18 protein-coding genes are annotated in these 18,742 nt (G+C 72.3%); 1 reads left to right on the top strand and 17 read right to left on the bottom strand.

Going from position 1 to position 18,742, the window contains the following annotated elements:
• Window positions 1-27 precede the first annotated feature (27 nt).
• The 16 genes from ACI6QG_RS04050 to ACI6QG_RS03975 all read right to left on the bottom strand — a co-directional run bounded on the left by ACI6QG_RS04050 (window position 28) and on the right by ACI6QG_RS03975 (window position 15,307).
• Complete coding sequence (locus ACI6QG_RS04050; RefSeq protein ID WP_407023284.1) at window positions 28-357, bottom strand: hypothetical protein; 330 nt, start codon at window positions 355-357, stop codon at window positions 28-30.
• A 292-nt stretch (window positions 358-649) separates the two neighbouring features.
• Window positions 650-2,083: a terminase large subunit gene (locus tag ACI6QG_RS04045; RefSeq protein WP_407023283.1), complete on the bottom strand. Its 1,434-nt coding sequence runs from the start codon at window positions 2,081-2,083 to the stop codon at window positions 650-652.
• Window positions 2,084-2,244: 161 nt separating this feature from the next.
• Window positions 2,245-2,613, bottom strand: coding sequence for an HNH endonuclease (locus ACI6QG_RS04040; protein ID WP_407023282.1), 369 nt, complete (start codon window positions 2,611-2,613; stop codon window positions 2,245-2,247).
• Window positions 2,614-2,890: 277 nt separating this feature from the next.
• Window positions 2,891-4,018 (bottom strand): AAA family ATPase, encoded by a 1,128-nt coding sequence (locus ACI6QG_RS04035; RefSeq protein WP_407023281.1) that lies wholly within the window; start codon window positions 4,016-4,018, stop codon window positions 2,891-2,893.
• A complete protein-coding gene (locus ACI6QG_RS04030; RefSeq protein ID WP_407023280.1) occupies window positions 4,002-4,952 on the bottom strand; it encodes a DUF7146 domain-containing protein in 951 nt (316 codons plus the stop codon). The genes ACI6QG_RS04035 and ACI6QG_RS04030 overlap by 17 nt, the downstream gene beginning before the upstream one ends.
• A gap of 193 nt (window positions 4,953-5,145) precedes the next feature.
• On the bottom strand, window positions 5,146-5,523 hold the full coding sequence (locus ACI6QG_RS04025) for a hypothetical protein (RefSeq protein WP_407023279.1): 378 nt from the start codon (window positions 5,521-5,523) through the stop codon (window positions 5,146-5,148).
• Window positions 5,523-7,760: a DNA topoisomerase IV subunit A gene (gene parC / locus ACI6QG_RS04020; protein ID WP_407023278.1), complete on the bottom strand. Its 2,238-nt coding sequence runs from the start codon at window positions 7,758-7,760 to the stop codon at window positions 5,523-5,525. The genes ACI6QG_RS04025 and parC overlap by 1 nt, the downstream gene beginning before the upstream one ends.
• A 28-nt stretch (window positions 7,761-7,788) precedes the next feature.
• Window positions 7,789-8,541: a DNA repair protein RecO gene (gene recO, locus ACI6QG_RS04015; RefSeq protein WP_407023277.1), complete on the bottom strand. Its 753-nt coding sequence runs from the start codon at window positions 8,539-8,541 to the stop codon at window positions 7,789-7,791.
• 19 nt (window positions 8,542-8,560) lie between these two features.
• On the bottom strand, window positions 8,561-9,085 hold the full coding sequence (locus ACI6QG_RS04010) for a hypothetical protein (protein WP_407023276.1): 525 nt from the start codon (window positions 9,083-9,085) through the stop codon (window positions 8,561-8,563).
• A gap of 81 nt (window positions 9,086-9,166) precedes the next feature.
• Window positions 9,167-10,081, bottom strand: coding sequence for a GTPase Era (era, locus tag ACI6QG_RS04005; protein WP_407023275.1), 915 nt, complete (start codon window positions 10,079-10,081; stop codon window positions 9,167-9,169).
• Entirely contained in the window at window positions 10,078-10,746 is a 669-nt protein-coding gene (gene rnc, locus ACI6QG_RS04000; protein WP_407023274.1) for a ribonuclease III, read from the bottom strand. The genes era and rnc overlap by 4 nt, the downstream gene beginning before the upstream one ends.
• The gene (gene lepB / locus ACI6QG_RS03995; protein WP_407023273.1) at window positions 10,743-11,498 is read right to left on the bottom strand and encodes a signal peptidase I; all 756 of its coding nucleotides are present in this window, start codon (window positions 11,496-11,498) and stop codon (window positions 10,743-10,745) included. The genes rnc and lepB overlap by 4 nt, the downstream gene beginning before the upstream one ends.
• A 50-nt stretch (window positions 11,499-11,548) precedes the next feature.
• Window positions 11,549-11,956 carry a holo-ACP synthase gene (acpS, locus tag ACI6QG_RS03990; RefSeq protein WP_407023272.1) on the bottom strand — a complete coding sequence of 136 codons (408 nt, stop codon included), beginning with the start codon at window positions 11,954-11,956 and terminating at the stop codon, window positions 11,549-11,551.
• The gene (locus ACI6QG_RS03985; protein WP_407023271.1) at window positions 11,953-14,202 is read right to left on the bottom strand and encodes a RelA/SpoT family protein; all 2,250 of its coding nucleotides are present in this window, start codon (window positions 14,200-14,202) and stop codon (window positions 11,953-11,955) included. Before ACI6QG_RS03985 ends, acpS begins: the two co-directional genes overlap by 4 nt.
• 9 nt (window positions 14,203-14,211) lie before the next feature.
• A complete protein-coding gene (gene rpoZ / locus ACI6QG_RS03980) occupies window positions 14,212-14,610 on the bottom strand; it encodes a DNA-directed RNA polymerase subunit omega (protein ID WP_407023270.1) in 399 nt (132 codons plus the stop codon).
• Between the two features lie 112 nt (window positions 14,611-14,722).
• Window positions 14,723-15,307: a hypothetical protein gene (locus ACI6QG_RS03975; protein ID WP_407023269.1), complete on the bottom strand. Its 585-nt coding sequence runs from the start codon at window positions 15,305-15,307 to the stop codon at window positions 14,723-14,725.
• A 109-nt stretch (window positions 15,308-15,416) separates the two neighbouring features.
• Between ACI6QG_RS03975 and ACI6QG_RS03970 the strand changes: the two genes are divergently transcribed.
• Window positions 15,417-15,842: a hypothetical protein gene (locus tag ACI6QG_RS03970; RefSeq protein ID WP_407023268.1), complete on the top strand. Its 426-nt coding sequence runs from the start codon at window positions 15,417-15,419 to the stop codon at window positions 15,840-15,842.
• 13 nt (window positions 15,843-15,855) lie between these two features.
• Here ACI6QG_RS03970 and secA read toward each other — a convergent pair whose 3' ends face one another.
• On the bottom strand, window positions 15,856-18,561 hold the full coding sequence (secA, locus tag ACI6QG_RS03965) for a preprotein translocase subunit SecA (protein ID WP_407023267.1): 2,706 nt from the start codon (window positions 18,559-18,561) through the stop codon (window positions 15,856-15,858).
• Window positions 18,562-18,742: the final 181 nt, after the last annotated feature.

Genomic DNA, 18,742 nt, shown 5'->3' with positions numbered 1-18,742 from the left:
GCGTCAAGCATGAAGTGACGGATGTCACTAATCGGCGTTTGCCTCTAGCCGTCGCTTCGCGCCCTCATCCATGGCGGGCAGGAACTCGGGATGCTCATGCATCGCGCGATCCAGGCAGACTTGCGCGCGGGCGGAGACCGCATCGAAAATCTGCGCGCGCTGGCGGAGGTTCTCCGCAAGATCGTGGAAGCCTTCGATCATCGCCATGAGGCTTTCCCAATTGGCGGGATCACTGCCCTTCGCGCACCACCGCTTGAAAGCGGCCTCGGCGTCATCCTGCATGGCGACATAGGCGATGCGGACCGCTACCAACTCTTTCTCCGCTTCCGCGGTCCACACGTGGTTCGGTGGCGGCATCGGGAGGTGGGTGCCCTCCCAACGAAGATCACGCGTGCGACGAGGGCGGCGACGCGGGGACTTCGCAGCGGACAGATTCGGGGTGCTATGCTGCTTCGCAGCCATGACGATGTTCTCCGAGAACTCGTTGCGGTCAGGCCGGGCGGGGTGGTTCCAACACCCCGTCCGGCCGCTGCCACCCTACATGCCGCGGACTCCCCCGCGCAATGGTCATCCGCACCCCGCCGCGTTGTCCCCCCGTTACTCCCGGCCGGAGAAACGACTTCCGGCAGTCGCGTAACGGATCGCAGCATCACACCGCCAGCCACCCCACGCCCTCATAGGTCGGCGCGGGCGGCTCCCTGGACGCGAAGCCCACCGCCATCACGGCGGCGATCAGCGGGTCTATCCGCCCCCGCGCCCGGGCCTTGCTGAGCTTGCGCGATCCGGCCGGGTCCATGTCCACCACGGCATTCGCCACCGCCCAGCGCAGCAGCGGGTTGCCCCCGTGCGCCAGGTGGCGTTGCAGCACCGCCGCTTCGAAGGCGCCGATGGATGGCGACATGTCCCGGAAGCCCTGCCCGTGCGGCTTCATGGGCAGCACCACCCCTTCCCGGTCCATCACCTGAAGGAGGTCGTTCAGCCCCCACCGGTCATGGGCCACCGCCGCCAGCTCAAGCCCGTCCAGCTCGGCGGCCAGCCACCCCACCAGCCATGCCCGATCAATGGCCCGGCCGGGGATGGGGACGATCAGCCCGCGCGCCTGCCACTCCCGGTAGGGGGCGCGGTCTTCCTGCATCTTCCGCTCCAGTTGTTCGGCCGGGATGAATCCCACCACCCGCAGCTTGCCCGTCTCCGGCCAGTAGCAGGCGAAGGCCGTGAGGTCCGCGGCGCCGCTGGCGAGGTCCAGCGCCGCGAAGCAGGGGCCGCGCGCCTCCCCTTCCTCATCGCAGGCGTCCCATTCGGCCGGGCCGATGAAGCGGTCATCGGGCGCGATGGGCTGGTTGAGGGTGTAGGCGCGGAAGGCCGCCTCCTTGCTGGGCAGGCCGCGCGCCTGCATCGCCTGGGCGCGCACATCGTCCAGGGATCGGAAGTCGCCCAGCGCCGGGTTCGCCAGGTGCCAGGTGCTTTCCGCCCAGGGGTCCGCTTCCAGCGGCGCCGTCCACACGAAGGAGCGGAAGGTGGGATCGGCGATGGTGCCCGCCGCCACCTGTTCGCCATAGCGGATCAGCTCCTCCAGGGGATTCTCGGGATCAGGGGACCGGGTGGAAATGGCGAGGAGGAGGGCCTCGGCATGGGCGCCCATGCCGGTCTGCAACGCCTCCAGCAGCTCCCGCCCGCGCCACTGCGCCACCTCATCCGCGATGGCGAAGGTGGGGCTGAGGCCATGGGCCTTGCGGGCATCGGCCGAAAGCGCGGCGAAGGTGCTGCCCGTGACCACATCCTCGGCCGTCTTGTTGAAGTCGCGGAAGATCAGCCGATCCGCGATGGCGGGATTCGCCAGGGCGAAGGCGCGCAGCTCGGCGAAGATGATGGACGCCTGCCCGCGATCCGCCGCGGCCGAGACTACCTGACCGCGCGGCACCGCCTCCGGCCCCACCAGGTGCGCCAGCGCCAGCGCCGAGGCCAAGCCGGACTTCCCGCCCTTGCGCGCCATGCTGACCACGCCCGTCCGCACCAGGCGGCGCCCGGCGGCGTCGGCGGCGTACAGCCCCTCCAGGATGCCGCGCTGCCAGGGGCGCAGCACCAGGGGGCGCCCAGCGTGCGCGCCGCTGGTGACGGTCAGGCCCTCGCACCAGGCGATCAGGCGCTCAGCCCGGGTGCTGCCCCGTGCCAGGGGTGGCGCGGCACGCCGGGGCGGGTTCCGCAGGGCGCGGGCAGGCTTTGCGCCGGGGCCACGGGCACCCATCAGCCGCCCTCCCCGGATGGGTCCGGATCGGAACTAACTGCGGGTGGCTCCCCCCAGACGGTCCCGGCCCCCAGCCCTGAGAGATTTCCCGCGCCCGGCTGGTTCCACCAGTGCCGTGGGTCCATCGGCTGGCCGCTGGCGGCCGTCCAGGCGCGCGGCTCCCCACCCTGGCGCCGCTGGTTGTGGCAGCGCAGGCAGAGGCCGCGCAGATTGTGCAGGGCATCCGCCCCGCCCCTGCTGCGCGGGATGATGTGGTCGGCTACCACGGCACGCTCCAGGCAACCCGGCGTGGCGCAATGGGGCTGGCGGGCCAGGCAGGCGGCCCGCAGCTCCCGCCACTCGCGGGAGCGGTAGAAGGGGTCGCTCACCGGCTGCCCTCCCTCACGCGGTGCTGAAGGTCCACAAGCGCGCCCACCAGCTCGCCCTTGTCTTCGTGGAACTGCTCAGGGTTCCGGGCACTCGGCGCCCTCAGCCGACGCGCCCGCTCCACGATGTCGGCCACGAGCTCGGCCAGCTCTCGCGGACCCTCCAGCACCCGGCGTGAGGGTGTGTGAGGTCCCCCTAAAGGGGGAACCTCACGACCCTCACGCTCACGGGGGAGTGCCAGGGACAACCTCACGCGACCCTCACGAGCCTCACGCGCGGTCATACGAGCCACACCAGATCGGGCGTCATCCCGATAAAGCCCTGATCCTTCAGCCAATTCAGGTTCTCGCTGAGGCGGCGCCGCTGAGCATCCGTGAGGGTCGCGTGAGTGTCCGCGTCCAGCCTCACCCTCACGCGCCAGTGAGAGCGGAGCTGATCCCGCGTCAGCGTGAGGGTCGGCTTCATGCCCTGAAGGGGTACGCGCAGCACCGGAAGGTCAGGCTCGGCGAAGGCCTCGCGGAGGTCCTGAAGCCACCCGGCCTTGGCCTGAGGCACCGTGCGCTTCTGGCGGCCAGGGGCGTCGGCTTCTTCCGCGATGCAGGTCACGCGAGGGTCGCCTTCCTCGTCGCGGCCAATCTCCACCTCCCTGAGGCGGAACGGGTAGGACGCGCCATCAGCCTCGTCCTTCGCCAGCTCCACGGTCGCGGTCCTGATCCCCTCCCCGCCGGAGGGTGCCACCTTCACCACCACGTCGGCCGCGCCCACCAGCGCCACGGAACCGCGAGGGGCCTTGGCCTCGGCGTCCTTCGGGCCGTGGTGCACGATCGCGACGTGGCACCGGCAGTCCTCGCGGATGGTGTCGGCCGCGGCGACGAAGCGGCCCATGTCCTGGGTCGCATCCTCGTTTCCCTCACCGAAGGTCCGGGCGAGGGTATCCAGCACGATCAGGTCCGCGCGGTGGTCCAGGATCGCGGCCTTCAGGCTCTCGAGGTCGGCTGACGGCGGGCCCACCTGGAACCGCTGAGCGATGTAGCGAAAGGCCGGCGCGGGCCCCAGCTCCATCCGTAACGCCGTGATGCGGGCGGCAAGCCCGGCCTCGCCCTCGGCGGCGGCGTAGATCACGCGGCAGGGCCTCGCCCTCAGCCCCCACATGCCGCGCCCCTGGGACAGGCGGTAGGCGAGGCTGAGTAGGAGGAAGGACTTGGCGGCCTTCTTCGGTTGTCCCCACCAGACGCTCAGCTCCCGCGGGGCCATCAGGCCCTTCAGCAGGTAGGAGCGCGGCGGCGCCACCACGGCGTCATCCGCAGCCAGCAGGCGCAGCCGGCCGAACCCCTTGCCCCGCGGCGGCTCGAATGCCTCGGTGGTCGCGCCAGCCGCTTCAAGAATCTGCTCAGGCAGCGCGTCCATGGTGGCGCCCTCCCTGAACCAGGTCGTTGAAGTCGCCGGCCGGCGGCGTGATCAGCAGCGCCTCACGCCCGGCATCGGCCCAGCGGGTGCAGCAGGCCCGGGCCGCATTCATGCCGGCCTGGCCGGTGTCGGCGAAGACCGAGATGCACTCGACGCCAGGCAGCAGCGGAAAGCGGGCGATCGCGCCGGCGCTGCCTGCCGCCCACATGGGCCGCCAGCCGAAGCCCTGCATCACGGCAAGCCCCGTCTCGATCCCCTCGGCGATGCCCAGCCCCACCGTCACGTCGTCATCCGGGCTGAGGCGGATGCAGCCGGCCGAACCGAGGAACAGCTTGCCGCCCCAATCGCGGAGCCGATCGCGGCCGTGGGGCTCGAGGAAGGTCCGGTGGACGCCGCACGGCTCGCCGGTCTCGGGCGAGGTCATCAGCGCCACCATGGCGGGCAGCCGCTCGGCCTTGTCGCGCGGGCACCGCGGATGGAACCGCAGCGGAACCCCCGGCTCGAGCCTCAGCCCACGGGCGGCCAGGTACGTCTCCACCGGCGTCCCCGCGGCCGCGCTGCACTCGCCCCAGATGCGGCGGGCCAGCTCCAGCGTGGTCCTGGGCGGCGCTGGCGGCCGCGCGGGCTTGGGGGGTGGCGAGAAGCGCGACGGGTCGCCCAGCCAGTCCAGCGCCCACTGGAAGGCATCACGCATGGGCCGGCGGATCAGGTGCGCCACGAAGCCCAGGGCATCGCCGCCCACGCCGGCTTCGTGGTCGTACCAGGTGCCGCGGCGATTGCCGGCCACCACGACGGCCAGGCTGCCGCGCGTGCGGAACCTCAGCTCATCGCGGCACCGGTGGGAGGGCTCGCCAGCGAGGGCCAGCGCCAGCGAGGCCATGCGGTCGGCCAGCCGCTCGTTGACGGTCGGGATGTCGGGACGGTCGGGCGTCATCGCGCACCGCCTTCCGGGCGCGTGGCCCCGCTCCCAACGCACAGAACCGCTTGCCGAGGTGGGACACCGGCCCTATAGAAGCCCTTGGAATTCCTTGGGTTCGGCTTCAGTCCCACCAAAGCGGAAGCAGTTGATTCAGCCTCGGTTCTTCTTCCCGGCCCTGGGCACCATCCTTCCCCTCGCCGGGCGGCCTTCAGCGCCGCCGTTGCCGCAGAAGCTCGTGCACCATGGTGCAGCGCCCGCGTCCGGGGTGGTTCACCACGATGCGCCGGGCGTTGTTCGCACCCTCGAACAGCTGCGCCTCGCCGGGGCGGAAGGCGCCGAAGGGCGGCAGCTGCGCCTTGCCGTCCTCGCCGATGCGCCCCTCGATCGGCGGGTCGCCCGGCAGGGCGGGCAGCCGCAGCACGCCGCCACGCACCTCCGCCGTCGCGCGCTCCCGCCCCACCTTGCCGGCCGAGCCGCAATCCTGGAAGCGCGTGCCCTCGTAGAAGCCGTCATGCGGGGACGGGCCGCGCTGCGCCGCCGCCGGGAGCGCCAGCAGCGACAGGGTCAGGACCAGGGCCGAGCGCATCACGCCTCCTCTCCGAAGCTGTTGGACCGCGGGAAGCCGTTGGGCACCATCCGGCCCGCCCCGGCGCGCTGGCCGCGCCAGGCGGTCAGGTCGGTCTCGCTGCGGGTGCGCTCGCCCAGCTTCCAGGTCAGGCCCTCCTTGCGGGTGAACACCTTGGCGTCGGCCAGCCCGCCATCCTTGAAGGATTGCAGCTGCACGCCGCGGCCGCGCGTCATCACCGGCAACTGGTCCAGCGGGAACAGCAGCAGCTTGCGGTTGTCGCCCAGGCTGGCCACCGTGTCGCCCTCGGCGCGGCGCAGCAGCAGGGCGCGCGCCGGCGCCTCCACCGCCAGCACCTGCTTGCCGGTGCGCTTCTCGGCCAGCAACTCGCTCCCCTCCACCAGGAAGCCCTTGCCGTCGCTGGCCGCCACCAGCCAGCGCGAGCCCTCCTCCGGCAGCACCAGGGCCAGGATGGATTCCTCGTTCGGCAGCTCCACCATCAGGCGCAACGGCTGGCCGTCGCCGCGGCCGCGCGGCAGGGCGTCGGCCTTCACCGTGTAGGCCTTGCCGTTGGAAGCGAAGGCGACCAGCCGGTCGGTGCTCAGGCAGTGCAGGCGGAAGGCGGGGCCGTCGCCCTCCTTGAACTTCACCTCCTGCTCGGGCGGCAGGTGGCCCTTGAAGGCGCGGATCCAGCCCTTCTCGGAGAGGATGACGGTCAGCGGCTCCTTCTCCACGAAGGCGCTCTCATCCACGGTGATGGCGGGCAGCGGGCTGCCGGCGGTGGTGCGCCGCGCGCCCAGGGCGCCGTCGCCGAACTTCGCGCGCGTCTCCTCGATCTCCTTGCCGATGGCGGCCCAGCGCTTCGACTCGCTGCCCATCAGGGCGTTCAGCCCCTTCTGCTCCTTCGCCAGCTTCTCGTGCTCGCGGCGGATCTCCATCTCCTCCAGCTTGCGCAGGGCGCGCAGCCGCATGTTGAGGATGGCCTCGGCCTGCGCCTCGGTCAGCGAGAAGGCGGCGATCAGCCTGGCCTTGGGCTCGTCCTCCTGGCGGATAATGCGGATCACCTCGTCCAGGTTCAGGTAGGCGACGAGGTAGCCGTCCAGCACCTCCAGCCGGCGGGCGATGGCGGCCAAGCGGTGGCGGGTGCGGCGCTCCAGCACCACCAGCCGGTGGTCCAGCCAGGCGCGCAGCACCTCCTTCAGCCCCATCACCCGCGGGGTGCGGCTGGCGTCCAGCACGTTCATGTTCAGCGGGATGCGGGATTCCAGCGCGGTGGCGCGGAACAGCGTCTCCATCATCACCGCCGGGTCCACCACGCGGGACTTCGGCTCCAGCACCAGGCGCACCTGCTCCGTGCTCTCGTCGCGCACGTCGCCCAGCAGGGGCAGCTTCTTCTCCTCCAGCAGCTGCGCCACCTGCTCGATCAGGCGGGACTTGGCGACCTGGTAGGGGATCTCCGTCACCACCACGTTCCAGGTGCCGTTCTTCTGCTTCTCCACCTCCCAGCGCGCGCGCAGGCGGAAGCCGCCGCGGCCGGTCTCGTAGGCGTCGGCGATGCTTTCGGCGGATTCCACCAGCACCCCGCCCGTGGGGAAGTCGGGCCCCGGCAGGTGGGCCAGCAGGTCGCGCGAGGTGGCGGCCGGGTTGGCGACCAGCGCCAGGGCGGCGGCGCACAGCTCGCCCGCATTGTGCGGCGGGATGGAGGTGGCCATGCCGACGGCGATGCCGTTGGCGCCGTTGGCCAGCAGGTTGGGGAAGGCGGCGGGAAGGACGACGGGCTCCTTGTCCTCGCCGTCGTAGGTGGCGCGGAAGTCCACCGTGTCCTCGTCGATCTGCGCCAGCAGCGCCTGCGCGACGGCCGTCAGCCGGCTTTCGGTGTAGCGCATGGCGGCGGCATTGTCGCCGTCGATGTTGCCGAAGTTGCCCTGCCCCTCCACCAGCGGGTAGCGGGCGGCGAAATCCTGCGCGAGGCGCACCAGCGCCTCGTACACCGCGCTGTCGCCGTGCGGGTGGTACTTGCCGATGACGTCGCCCACCACGCGCGCGCACTTCTTGAAGCCGCTGGCGGGGTCGAGCTTCAGCTGGTGCATGGCCCACAGCAGGCGCCGGTGCACCGGCTTCAGCCCGTCGCGCACGTCGGGCAGGCTGCGCGCCATGATGGTGCTCATGGCGTAGGCCAGGTAACGCTCGCTCAGCGCCTCGCTCAGCCGGGTCTCGCGGATGGCGCCGCCATCCTTGGGGATGATGTCGTCAGGCATCGTGTTTCACGTTTGTTCCGCGGCTTATCTAGGGCTTCGGGTCCGCCAGCGCCAGGGCGGCGACGCGGTCTTGCAGCCTTTCGCGCGCCGGCGGAAGGGGGCGGTGCTGCTGGCCGAAGGCGTCGCGTTCCAGGAAATGCCCCGTGATGGCCAGCCCCTGCGCCCATTCCGCCGGCCCGCCCGAAGCCGCGGGGTCGCGCAGCAAGGCCGGCAGGGGCAGCAGCCGGTCCCGCCAGGGCTCGGCGGCGGCGGCGCTGACCGCGCGGCCGGAACGCGGCGAGACATGGGTCAGACCCTCCCGCGCCCCGGTGGCGGCGCAGGTGTCCAGGTCCAGCCCGTAGCCCAGCTCGGCCAGCAGCAGCGCCTCCCAGCGGATGTAGGGCGCCACCCCGGCGGCACCGCCGCGCGCCAGTTCGCGCACCACGCCCACCAGCCCGTCGAACACCGCCGGGTGCGGCTCGCGCTCCGGCAGGGCGGCGTCGGCCATGGCGCAGCCGGCGGACAGCACCGCCAGGGCCAGCGCGTCCTCCATGGCGAAGGCGGCGGCCTGGTGCACCGGCTCGGCGGTGTAGGCCCCCAGTTGGTCGGGCAGGCGCGCCACCCAGCGCGCCTCCAGCAGGTTGCCGGGCTGCCACAGCGCCACCTGCCGGCGCGACTGACCGCCGCGCGCCAGCCCGGCGTGGCGGCCCTGCGCCGCCGTCAGCAGCGTCACGTGCAGGTCCGCGTCGCCCATCGGGCGGGCAGAGAGGCAGATGGCGGGGGCGGTCCACTCGACGCTCACCCGCCACCATGTAGCGCAGCTAGCCGCGCGCGTCCCGCGCCGCCTGGGCCCGCGCCCCGGCCTTGGTGACGCTGCCGACGCGCCCGCCCTGCACGATGGCCGGGCGGCCCCGGCGCCGCTGCGCCCGCACGCCCGCGTGGGCGGTGTCGCCGGCGCCGGGATGGGCCGGCGCCTGGGCCTGCACCCGCGCCAGGGCGGCGCGCAGCCGTTCGGTGTTGCGGCGGCGCCTCTCCTCCGCCGCCAGCGCGTCCAGCCGGGCGTTCACCCGCTTCAGCGCGCGGGCCAGCACCTGCTTCTTGTCGGAAACGCCGCGCTTGTTGCCCGGCTCGTTCACCGCGCCGCGGGCCTCGCCCTTGCCCAGCTTGGCGCGGCGGCGGTCGTGCAGCGCATCGCGCGCGCGGTCGCGGCGGGCGCGAAGCCAGCGGGCCAGCTCCCTCGCCGCCTCCAGGTCCAGCGCCTCCAGCGCCGGATAGTGGCTGCGCAGCACCGGCTCGCGCTCCTCCTCGGACAGCAGGCCGGCTTCGTAGGCAAAGGCGACACCCATGCGACATCCTCCCGTTTTGCGCCGGAGGAGATGGGCCAACCGGCCCGGCATGTCACCGGGGCCGGGACGCTCGGCACAGGTTCAGCCCTCATCCTCCAGGCCCAGGGCGCGCAGCCGGCCGCGCTCCTCGTCCCAGCCCGGGCGTTCCTTGACGTTCAGGAACAGGTGGATGGGGCGTTCCAGCAGCGCCACCAGCTCCAGCCGCGCCCGCCGGCCGATCTCGCGGATGCGCGAGCCCTTGTCGCCGATGATGATGGCCTTCTGCCCGGCCCGGCCGACATAGATGGTGCAATCCACCCGCGCGGAGCCGTCGGCGTTCTCCGTCCAGCTTTCCGTCTCCACCGTGGCGTGGTGGGGGACCTCCTCGTGCGTCTGGCGCAGGATCTGCTCGCGCACCACCTCGGCCGCCAGCATGCGGTTGGGCAGGTCGCTCAGCTCGTCCTCGGGGAACATCCAGGGGCCCGGCGGCACCGCCTCCGCCAGCTTCGCCCGCAGGCGGTCCAGCCCGTTGCTCTTGGAGGCGCTGACCATGAAGGTCTCGGCGAAGTCCAGCTCGGCGTGCAGCGCGGCCGAGAGGGGCAGCAGCTCCTCGCGCGGCAGCAGGTCCACCTTGTTCAGCGCCAGCCACAGCGGCCGGCGCCCGCCAACCTCCTTCAGCCTGGCCAGGATGGCCCGCAGCGGCTCGGTCAGGCCGGACTTGGCGTCCACCACCAGCAGGGCGAAGTCGGCGTCCTGCGCGCCGCCCCAGGCGGCGCTGACCATGGCGCGGTCCAGCCGGCGCTTCGGCGCGAAGATGCCGGGCGTGTCCACCAGCACCACCTGCGCCGCGCCCTCCATCAGCACCGCGCGGATGCGGAAGCGGGTGGTCTGCGGCTTGGGCGAGACGATGGAGACCTTGGTGCCCGCCAGCGCGTTCACCAGGGTGGACTTGCCCGCGTTGGGCGCGCCGACGACGGCGACGAAGCCGCAGCGGCGCTCGCTCTCCGGGATGCTCATCGCCCCAGCCCCGCCAGCCAGGCTTCGGCGGCCGCCAGTTCCGCCGCGCGCTTGCTCTCGCCCATGCCTTCCGCCTCGCGCCCCGCCGCGCTCACCGCCACCACGAAGACCGGCGCGTGCGGCGGCCCGGCCTGCGACACCATCCGGTACTCGGGCAGGCCCTTGCCCTTGCCCAGCGTCCATTCCTGCAGCCGGTTCTTGGCCGAGGCCGGGGGCCGCGCCGGGGCCTCCAGCGCCGCCGCCCATTCGCGCCGCACCAGGGCGCGGGCGGGTTCCAGCCCGCCATCCAGGTAGAGGGCGCCCAGCACCGCCTCCAGCGCGTCGCACAGCACGGTGGCCCGCGCGCGCAGCCCGGTGCGGCCCTCGGCCGGCGGGACGGTCAGCGCCTCGGCCAGGCCCAGCTCCTCGGCGATGGGGGCGATGGTTTCCTGCGCGCACAGCATGGCCAGGCGCTTGCCCAGGTCGCCCTCGCGCTCCTCCGGGAAGCGTTCCGCCAGCCACTCGGCCATCAGCAGGCCGAGCACCCGGTCGCCCAGGAACTCCAGGCGTTCGTTGCTGTCGAGCATCTTGCGCCGCGGGTCGGCGGCCGAGCGGTGGGTCAGCGCGCGCGCCAGCAGCGCCGGGTCGCGGAAGGCGTGGCCCAGGCGCTGCTCCAGCGCCGTCAACGCACCGCGCTCAGCAGCCGGGTCCAGCGGATGGCGAAGGGCCAGTTCCACACCTCCCAGATGCGGGCCGAGCCGTCCACGGAGAAGAAGATGAACTCCGCCCGGCCAACCAGGTTCTCCCAGGGGATCATGCCGACGGCGGAGGGCACGCGGCTGTCCAGGCTGTTGTCGCGGTTGTCGCCCATGGCGAAGACGTGGCCGTCGGGCACGGTGAAGCTGGGCGTGTTGTCCAGCGGCGCGTCGTCCCCCTGCTCGACGATGAGGTGCGCGCGGCCGCCGGGCAGGAACTCGCGGAACAGCTGCACGGTCATGCGCGGGCCGTCGCCTTCCACCAGGAAGGGCCCCAGCCCCTCGCGCCGCACCGCCTGGCCGTTGACGTGCAGGATGCCGCGCCGGACCTGGATGGTGTCGCCCGGCAGGCCGATGATGCGCTTGATGTAGTCCTGCCGGGTGTCGCGCGGCAGCTTGAACACCGCCACGTCGCCGCGCTGGGGCATGGCGCCCCAGATGCGCCCGTTGAACAGGCTGGGGCTGAACGGCATCGAGTGCCGCGAGTAGCCGTAGGAGAACTTGGAGACGAAGAGGTAGTCGCCCACCAGCAGGGTGGGGATCATCGAGCCCGACGGGATGTTGAACGGCTCGAAGGCCACGGTGCGGATGCCGATGGCGATCAGCGCCGCGTAGACGATGGTCTTGACGCTTTCCAGCCAGCCGCCGGACTTCTTCTTCGCCAGTGTGGGGGTCTTCGACATTCCGGGGGCCTCGGGGGATGGCGGCGAGAAAGCGCGGCGCGCCGGGGAAGTCAAGGAACGGGGATCGCTTCGATCACCACCTGCGCCTCGGCATAGGGGTACTCGTCCGTCATGGTCAGGTGCACGACCGCGCGGTGCCCGGGCGGCGTCAGCGCCGCCAGCCGCGCCGCCGCGCCCCCCGTCATCCGCAGGGTGGGCTGGCCGGAGGGCAGGTTCACCACCCCCAGGTCCTTGTGGAACACCCCCTGGCGGAAGCCGGTGCCCAGCGCCTTGGACGCCGCCTCCTTCGCCGCGAAGCGCTTGGCGTAGGTGCCGGCGCGCAGGCGCTCGGCGCGGCGCTCGGCCTTCGCGCGCTCGGTTTCGGTGAACACGCGATGCGTGAAGCGCTCGCCGTGCCGGGCCAGCACGGATTCGACCCGCCGGATGTCGCAGATGTCGTTGCCGATGCCCAGGATCACCCGCGCGACCTGTCCACCCGGATCACGCCCTCGGAGGCGCGCAGCGTGCCCATCAGCTCCGCCAGGTGGCGGGTGTCGCGCACCTCCACGTCTAGCTGCAGCTCGCACTCGTCGTCCTCGCGCTTGCCCAGGCGCAGGTTGGTCAGCACGCCCTTCTGCTTGGAGATGGCGTTGGCCACGCCCGAGAGGAGCTGCGGCCCGTTCACCGCCTGCAGCGCCAGCCGCACCGTGTGCCCGGCCCCGCCCAGCGCCGCATCGTCCCAGTCCACGTCCAGGAAGCGCTCCGGCGTGGCGGAGAAGTTCTCCAGCATGTGGCAATCGGCGGTGTGGACGGTGACGCCCTTGCCGGTGGTGACGATGCCGATGATGCGGTCGCCGGGGATGGGGTGGCAGCAATGGGCGAAGTGCAGCTGCATCCCCGCCACCACGCCGGTGATGGGCTGGTGCGGCACCCCGCGCTGGCCGTCCTTGCGGCCGCTGCGGTTGGCGATCAGCGCCGCCGGCTCGATGGCGCGCTGCGGGCCGCGCAGCTCCGGGAAGGCGGCGTGCACCACGTCGCGCGCCGTCAGGCTGCCGGAGGCGACGGCGTGGAACAGCTCCTCCACCCCCGATTGCCGCAGCGCCTTGGCGGCCGGTTCCAGCAGCTTCTCCTGGAAGTCCAGCCCGTTGGCGCGGAAGGCCTTGACGATGGCGGTGCGGCCCTCGTCGCGCTGGCGCGCCTTCTCCTCGGCCTGGGCGTAGCGGCGGATGCGCGCCTGCGCCTTGCCCGAGACGACGAACTTCATCCAGGCCGGGTTGGGCTTGCCGCCCTTGGCGGTGATGATCTCCACCTGGTCGCCGTTGTCGAGCTTGTGGTCGAGCTTGACGATGCGCCCGTTCACCTTGGCGCCCACGCAGGCGTCGCCCACCTGGGAATGGACCTGGTAGGCGAAGTCCACCGGCGTGGCGCCCTGCGGCAGCTCGATCAGGTCTCCCTTGGGCGAGAAGCAGAAGACATGCTCGCGATGAAGCTCGAGCTTGGTGCTCTCCATCGCGTCATTGGCCTCGGCCTCCGTCTCCAGGATGTCGATCAGCGCGCGCACCCAGGGGTAGGAGCGCGCGGGCGCCGCATCCCCGGCCTGCTTGTACACCCAGTGCGCCGCCAGGCCGTACTCGGCGACGTGGTGCATCTCGCGCGTGCGGATCTGCACCTCGATCTTCGCCTCGTCGCGCCGGCCGGGCAAAAGCACGCCGGTGTGCAGCGACTGGTAGCCGTTGGTCTTGGGCGTGGAGATGTAGTCCTTGAACCGCCCGGCGATCACCTTGAAGGCGTCGTGGATGGCGCCGAGCGCCATGTAGCAGGCCGGCTTCTCCGTCACGATGACGCGGAAGGCCATCACGTCGGACAGCCCCTCGAAGGCCACGTTCTTGGCCTGCATCTTGCGCCAGATGGAATAGGGCGACTTCGCCCGCCCCGATACCTCCTCAAAGGGCACGCCGGACAGCGCCAGCGCGTCGCGCAGCTCCTGCTCGATCTCGGCGATGATGTCGCCGGAGCGGCCGCGCAGGTAGGTCATGCGCTGGGCGATGCTGGACCAGGCTTCGGGGTTCTGCTCGCGGAAGGCCAGCGTCTCCAGCTCGGTCTTCAGCGCCTCCATGCCGATTCGCTCGGCCAGCGGGGCGTAGATCTCCAGCGTCTCGCGCGCGGTCCGCTGGCGCTTCTCCGGCTTGGGCACGAAGCTCAGCGTGCGCATGTTGTGCAGCCGGTCCGCCAGCTTCACCAGCAGCACCCGCAGGTCCTCGCTCAGCGCCAGCAGCAGCTTGCGCAGGTTCTCGGCCTGCTTGGTGCGCTCGCTCTGCACCTCGATGCGCGAGAGCTTGGTGACGCCGTCCACCAGCCGCGCCACCTCGGCGCCGAAGCGGCGCTCCACCTCGCCCAGCCCGTGCGGGGTGTCCTCCACCACGTCGTGCAGCAGGGCGGTGGCGATGGTGGCGCTGTCCAGCCGGTAGCCGGCCAGGATCTCGGCCACGGCGACGGGATGGATGATGTAGGGCTCGCCGTTCTGGCGCGCCTGGGGCGCATGGGCCTCGGCGGCGAAGCGCCCGGCGCGGGCGATGAGGTCGCGGTCCAGCCGCGGGTCGGCGGTGCAGACGCGGTCGCAGAAGGCCAGCACGGCGTCCAGCCCCGGCGGGGGCGCGGCCTGGGTGGCCGCGCCGTCGGGGGCGCGCGCCATCCCCGGGGCGTCGGGGGCGGCGCGCTCGCTCAAGGGGACCCCTTACTCCTGGCCGCCGCCGCCCAGCTCCGCGGCCAGCGACGCTTCCAGGTCGTCGGGGTTGAACTCGTCCACCTGCATGTCGGCGGGCAGTTCCTCGTTCACGTCCATGACGCCGAAGATGTTCTCGTTGGTGGAGATGAGGTCCATCACCTCGTCCTCCACCGGCTCCGGCTCCGGCGCGCGGGTCAGGGATTTCACCAGGTCCTCCTCCAGCGCGCCGAGGTCGATGGTCGTCTCGGCGATCTCGCGCAGGGCGACGACCGGGTTCTTGTCGTTGTCGCGCTCCAGCGTCAGGCTTTCCCCGCGGGAGATGTTGCGGGCGCGCTGCGCCGCCTTCAGCACCAGCTCGAAGCGGTTGGGGATCTGGAGGATGCAGTCCTCGACGGTGACGCGGGCCATGGGGAACCTCGGAGCACGGGGGCGCGGCGCAAGCCATGCTGCGCCGCGGCGAACCCCCTAGATAAGCCGGCGTGGCGCGCGAAGCAAGGCACAGCTTGCGGACAAACCGCCCCTACCCGGCCTCCCGCCACCCCTGCCCTTCCTCCTCCAGCGCGCCCTGGGCGGCGCGCCAGGCCAGCACGCGCGGTGCGCCGCGGCCGTGCGCCACCTCCCATCGCGGGTCGGCGAGGCGCGCGGCGGACACCTCCCGCACGCGCCAGCAGGGCGGCGGGGCGTCAGGGCACAGCAGCAAGGCCATGGCGCCGCCCGCCTCCGCCGCCAGCCGCAGGCGGCGCAGCGCGGCTTCCTCCGGCGCAGCGGCCAGCACCACGCCGCCGAAACCCGGCGCGCCCAACGCGGCCTCGGCGGCCCCCACCGCCTCCTCCGCACTCCAGGTGCGCACCACCAGCACCCGCGCGGGCGCCACCCCCAGCCGCGACCAGGGCGGCAGCGGCGCCGCGCCGTCCCACACCCAGGCGAGACGTCCGCCGGCCAGGCCGGCCAGGGTGGCGGCCAGCCCGGCCCCGTCCCCGGCCAGCACGTGCAGCGCCGCGGCGCGGAACCCGGACACGGATCCGGCAGCCGGCCCGGCCGGGCTGGCCGCCAGAGCGGCAGCCAGGGCAGCGCGGTCCAGGGCAGGCGACATCAGGGGCGTCATCAGCCGCCCATCATGCGGGGCCGTGCCGAACATTGCAAGAACAACCGCCGATGTTGCGAGTTACTCGCATTTGCATCATGGTGGCGCTTTCTGCATGGAGTTCCTGCCCATGGCCACCCAAGGCCTTCCCGTCTGGCCGCTCCTTCTCGCCGACGCCGCCTCGCTGCCTCCTGGCGAGTCCCTGCTGCTGGACGCCGCCCGTGGCTGGGCGCATCCCGGCCCGGCCGGACCGATGCCGCAGGCCGCGCTCGTCCTCGCCGCTGCCGGCGCCGAGGGCGCGGCCCTGCCGCTGGATGGCGCGCTGCGCCGCCTGGGCCTGCCGGGGCTGGCGCCGCCGCTGTGCCCGCGCATGCGCCCCGTGGAGTCGGATTTCCTGCTGGCGGTGGCCGCGGCGCAGGGCGGCCGGCGCTCGGTGGCGCTGGCGCTGCTGGCGCGGCTGGCGCCGCCGCTGGCCGCCTACCGCGCCATGCCCGACATCATCGCGCTGGCGCTGGCGCTGCGCCGCGCAGGGGTCGCGCTGGCGCCGCGCCTGTGAGGCGCCCGGGCCGTCAGGCCCGGCCGTGGCAGTGCTTGTACTTCTTGCCCGACCCGCACGGGCAGGGCGCGTTGCGCGGCGTGGCGGCCCAGGTCGCCGGGTCCTCGGGGTCCACGCCCTGCGCGGCGCGGGGCTCCACCGCCACCGCGGCGCCGTAGCCCATCGGCGCCGGCTCGAAGGCCGCCTCGGGCGCCTCGTGGCGCATGTCGGTCACGCGCACCGGCTCTGGCTCCGGCAGGGGCTGGCCCGGGTTGAACTCCAGGCGCAGCAGCAGGCCGGTGGTGCGCTCGCGCAGCTCGGCCAGCATGGTGTTGAACAGCGCGAAGGCCTCGCGCTTGTACTCGTTCAGCGGGTCGCGCTGGCCATAGGCGCGCAGGCCGATGCCCTGGCGCAGGTGGTCCAGCTGCAGCAGGTGCTCCTTCCACACCTGGTCGAAGATCTGCAGCAGGATGGACTTCTCCACCATGCGCATGAAGTCCGGGCCCAGGTTGGCGGCCTTGGCGGCGGCCACGCGGTCGGCAGCCTCCGAGATGCGCTCGCGGATCACGCCGTCGTCGATGCCCTCCTCGCGGCCCCAGGCTTCCACCGGCAGGTCCAGGCCCAGCTCCTCTCGCACCCGCTTCTCCAGCCCCGGCAGGTCCCACTGCTCGGGGTAGGCGTTCTCCGGGATGGCGCGGCCGACCATCTCCTCGATGGTCTCGCGGCGGAAATCCTCCACCGTCTCCGACAGGTCGGCGGCTTCCATGAACAGGCGGCGCTGGCTGTACACCTCGCGCCGCTGGTCGTTCATCACGTCGTCGTACTTCAGCAGGTTCTTGCGCGTGTCGAAGTTGCGCGCCTCCACCTTCTTCTGCGCCTTCTCCAGCGCCTTGTTGATCCAGGGGTGGACGATGGCCTCGCCTTCCTTCAGCCCCAGCTTCTGCAGCATCCCGCCCATGCGGTCGCTGCCGAAGATGCGCATCAGGTCGTCCTCCAGGCTCAGGAAGAAGCGGCTGTTGCCCGGGTCGCCCTGGCGGCCGGAGCGGCCGCGCAGCTGGTTGTCGATGCGGCGGCTCTCGTGGCGCTCTGTGCCGATGACGAACAGGCCGCCGGCGGCCTTCACCGCCTCCTGCGCCCGGGCGACCTCGGCCTTGTGGCGCGCCAGCACCGCCTCGTAGTCCGGGCCGTCGCCGGCCTCGGCGCGGGCCAGCATCTCGGCGTTGCCGCCCAGCTTGATGTCGGTCCCGCGCCCGGCCATGTTGGTGGCGATGGTCACCGCGCCCGGCCGCCCGGCCTGGGCCACGATGCTGGCCTCCTGCTCGTGGTAGCGCGCGTTCAGCACGGCGTGCGGGATGCCCTTGGCCTTCAGCAACGCGGAGATCACCTCGCTCTTCTCGATGGAGGTGGTGCCCACCAGGCAGGGCTGGCCGCGGCCGCGGCACTCCTCCACCAGCTTGCTGACCGCCTCGTACTTCTCCTCGGCGGTGCGGTACACCTCGTCATCCTCGTCCACGCGCGCCACCGGCACGTTGGTCGGGATCTCCATCACCTCCAGCTTGTAGATCTCGGCGAACTCGTCGGCCTCGGTGGCCGCGGTGCCGGTCATGCCGGACAGCTTGGGGTACAGGCGGAAGTAGTTCTGGAAGGTGATGGAGGCGAGGGTCTGGTTCTCCGGCTGGACGGTCACGTCCTCCTTCGCCTCCAGCGCCTGGTGCAGCCCGTCGGAGTAGCGGCGGCCTTCCATCATGCGGCCGGTGAACTCGTCGATGATGACGATCTTGTCGTCGCGCACCACGTACTCCACGTCGCGGCGGAACAGCACGTGGGCGCGCAGGCTCTGGTTCACGTGGTGGACGATGGACACGTTCTGCGGGTCGTAGAGGTCGCCCTCCTCCAGCACGCCGAACTCGCGCAGCAGGCGCTCGATGTCCTCGCCGCCCTGCTCGGTCATCGCCACGGTCCGCTGCTTCTCGTCCTTCTCGAAGCGCGCCTCGTCCTTCACGAACTCCGCCATCACCGCGTCCACGCGGCGGTACAGGTCGGAGGTGTCGTCGGTGGGGCCGGAGATGATGAGCGGCGTGCGCGCCTCGTCCACCAGGATGGAGTCCACCTCGTCCACGATGGCGTAGGCGAAGGGGCGCTGGACCATCTCCTCCAGCCGGTACTTCATGTTGTCGCGCAGGTAGTCGAAGCCGAACTCGTTGTTGGTGCCGTAGGTGATGTCGCAGGCGTAGGCAGCGCGCCGCTCCTCGTCCGTCAGCCCGTGGACGATGACGCCGGTGGTCAGCCCCAGGAAGCCGTAGACCTGGCCCATCCACTCGCTGTCGCGCCTGGCCAGGTAGTCGTTCACCGTCACCACGTGCACGCCCTTCGCGGGCAGCGCGTTCAGGTACACCGGCAGCGTGGCGACCAGGGTCTTGCCCTCGCCGGTCTTCATCTCGGCGATCTTGCCGTCGTGCAGCACCATGCCGCCGATCATCTGCACGTCGAAGTGGCGCAGGCCGATGACGCGGCGCGCCGCCTCGCGCACCGTGGCGAAGGCCTCCTCCAGCAGGTCGTCCAGCGTCTCGCCCGCCGCCAGCCGGGCGCGGAACCCGGCGGTCTTGCCGCGCAACTCCTCGTCCGACAGGGGCTGCAGCTTCGCCTCCCACGCCGCGATGGCGGGCACGCGCCTCTCGAAGCGCTTCAGGGCGCGGTCGTTGGAGGAGCCGAAGATGGCGCGGGCGAGGCGGGCGAACATGGGGCGGGGAATCTCTCCGGGGCGCCGCGAAACGGGGGCGCCAGGGCCAGCGGGACAGGTAGGCGCTGGGGGCCCGCCGGTCAACGCGGCCCGGGGCGCGGGCAGCCACCCCAGGCTGGCGGCGCCGGGTTCCCAGCCGGCCCGGCGGCTGCCATTGTCCCGGCCCGAAGCCCCGGATATG

This window comes from Sabulicella flocculans, from assembly GCF_045449635.1.
Classification (GTDB): Bacteria; Pseudomonadota; Alphaproteobacteria; order Acetobacterales; family Acetobacteraceae; genus Roseococcus.
The sequence above is the reverse complement of the archived record's forward strand: the minus strand, read 5'-3'. Positions and strand labels throughout refer to the sequence as shown.

Bases quoted from the DNA above. Each gene is read 5' to 3' on its own strand.
- ACI6QG_RS04050 (WP_407023284.1), bottom strand. From the start codon at position 357: ATGCCGCCACCGAACCACGTGTGGACCGCGGAAGCGGAGAAAGAGTTG.
- ACI6QG_RS04035 (WP_407023281.1), bottom strand. From the start codon at position 4,018: ATGGACGCGCTGCCTGAGCAGATTCTTGAAGCGGCTGGCGCGACCACC.
- ACI6QG_RS04030 (WP_407023280.1), bottom strand. From the start codon at position 4,952: ATGACGCCCGACCGTCCCGACATCCCGACCGTCAACGAGCGGCTGGCC.
- ACI6QG_RS04025 (WP_407023279.1), bottom strand. From the start codon at position 5,523: ATGCGCTCGGCCCTGGTCCTGACCCTGTCGCTGCTGGCGCTCCCGGCG.
- parC (WP_407023278.1), bottom strand. From the start codon at position 7,760: ATGCCTGACGACATCATCCCCAAGGATGGCGGCGCCATCCGCGAGACC.
- ACI6QG_RS04010 (WP_407023276.1), bottom strand. From the start codon at position 9,085: ATGGGTGTCGCCTTTGCCTACGAAGCCGGCCTGCTGTCCGAGGAGGAG.
- era (WP_407023275.1), bottom strand. From the start codon at position 10,081: ATGAGCATCCCGGAGAGCGAGCGCCGCTGCGGCTTCGTCGCCGTCGTC.
- lepB (WP_407023273.1), bottom strand. From the start codon at position 11,498: ATGTCGAAGACCCCCACACTGGCGAAGAAGAAGTCCGGCGGCTGGCTG.
- rpoZ (WP_407023270.1), bottom strand. From the start codon at position 14,610: ATGGCCCGCGTCACCGTCGAGGACTGCATCCTCCAGATCCCCAACCGC.
- ACI6QG_RS03975 (WP_407023269.1), bottom strand. From the start codon at position 15,307: ATGACGCCCCTGATGTCGCCTGCCCTGGACCGCGCTGCCCTGGCTGCC.
- ACI6QG_RS03970 (WP_407023268.1), top strand. From the start codon at position 15,417: ATGGCCACCCAAGGCCTTCCCGTCTGGCCGCTCCTTCTCGCCGACGCC.
- secA (WP_407023267.1), bottom strand. From the start codon at position 18,561: ATGTTCGCCCGCCTCGCCCGCGCCATCTTCGGCTCCTCCAACGACCGC.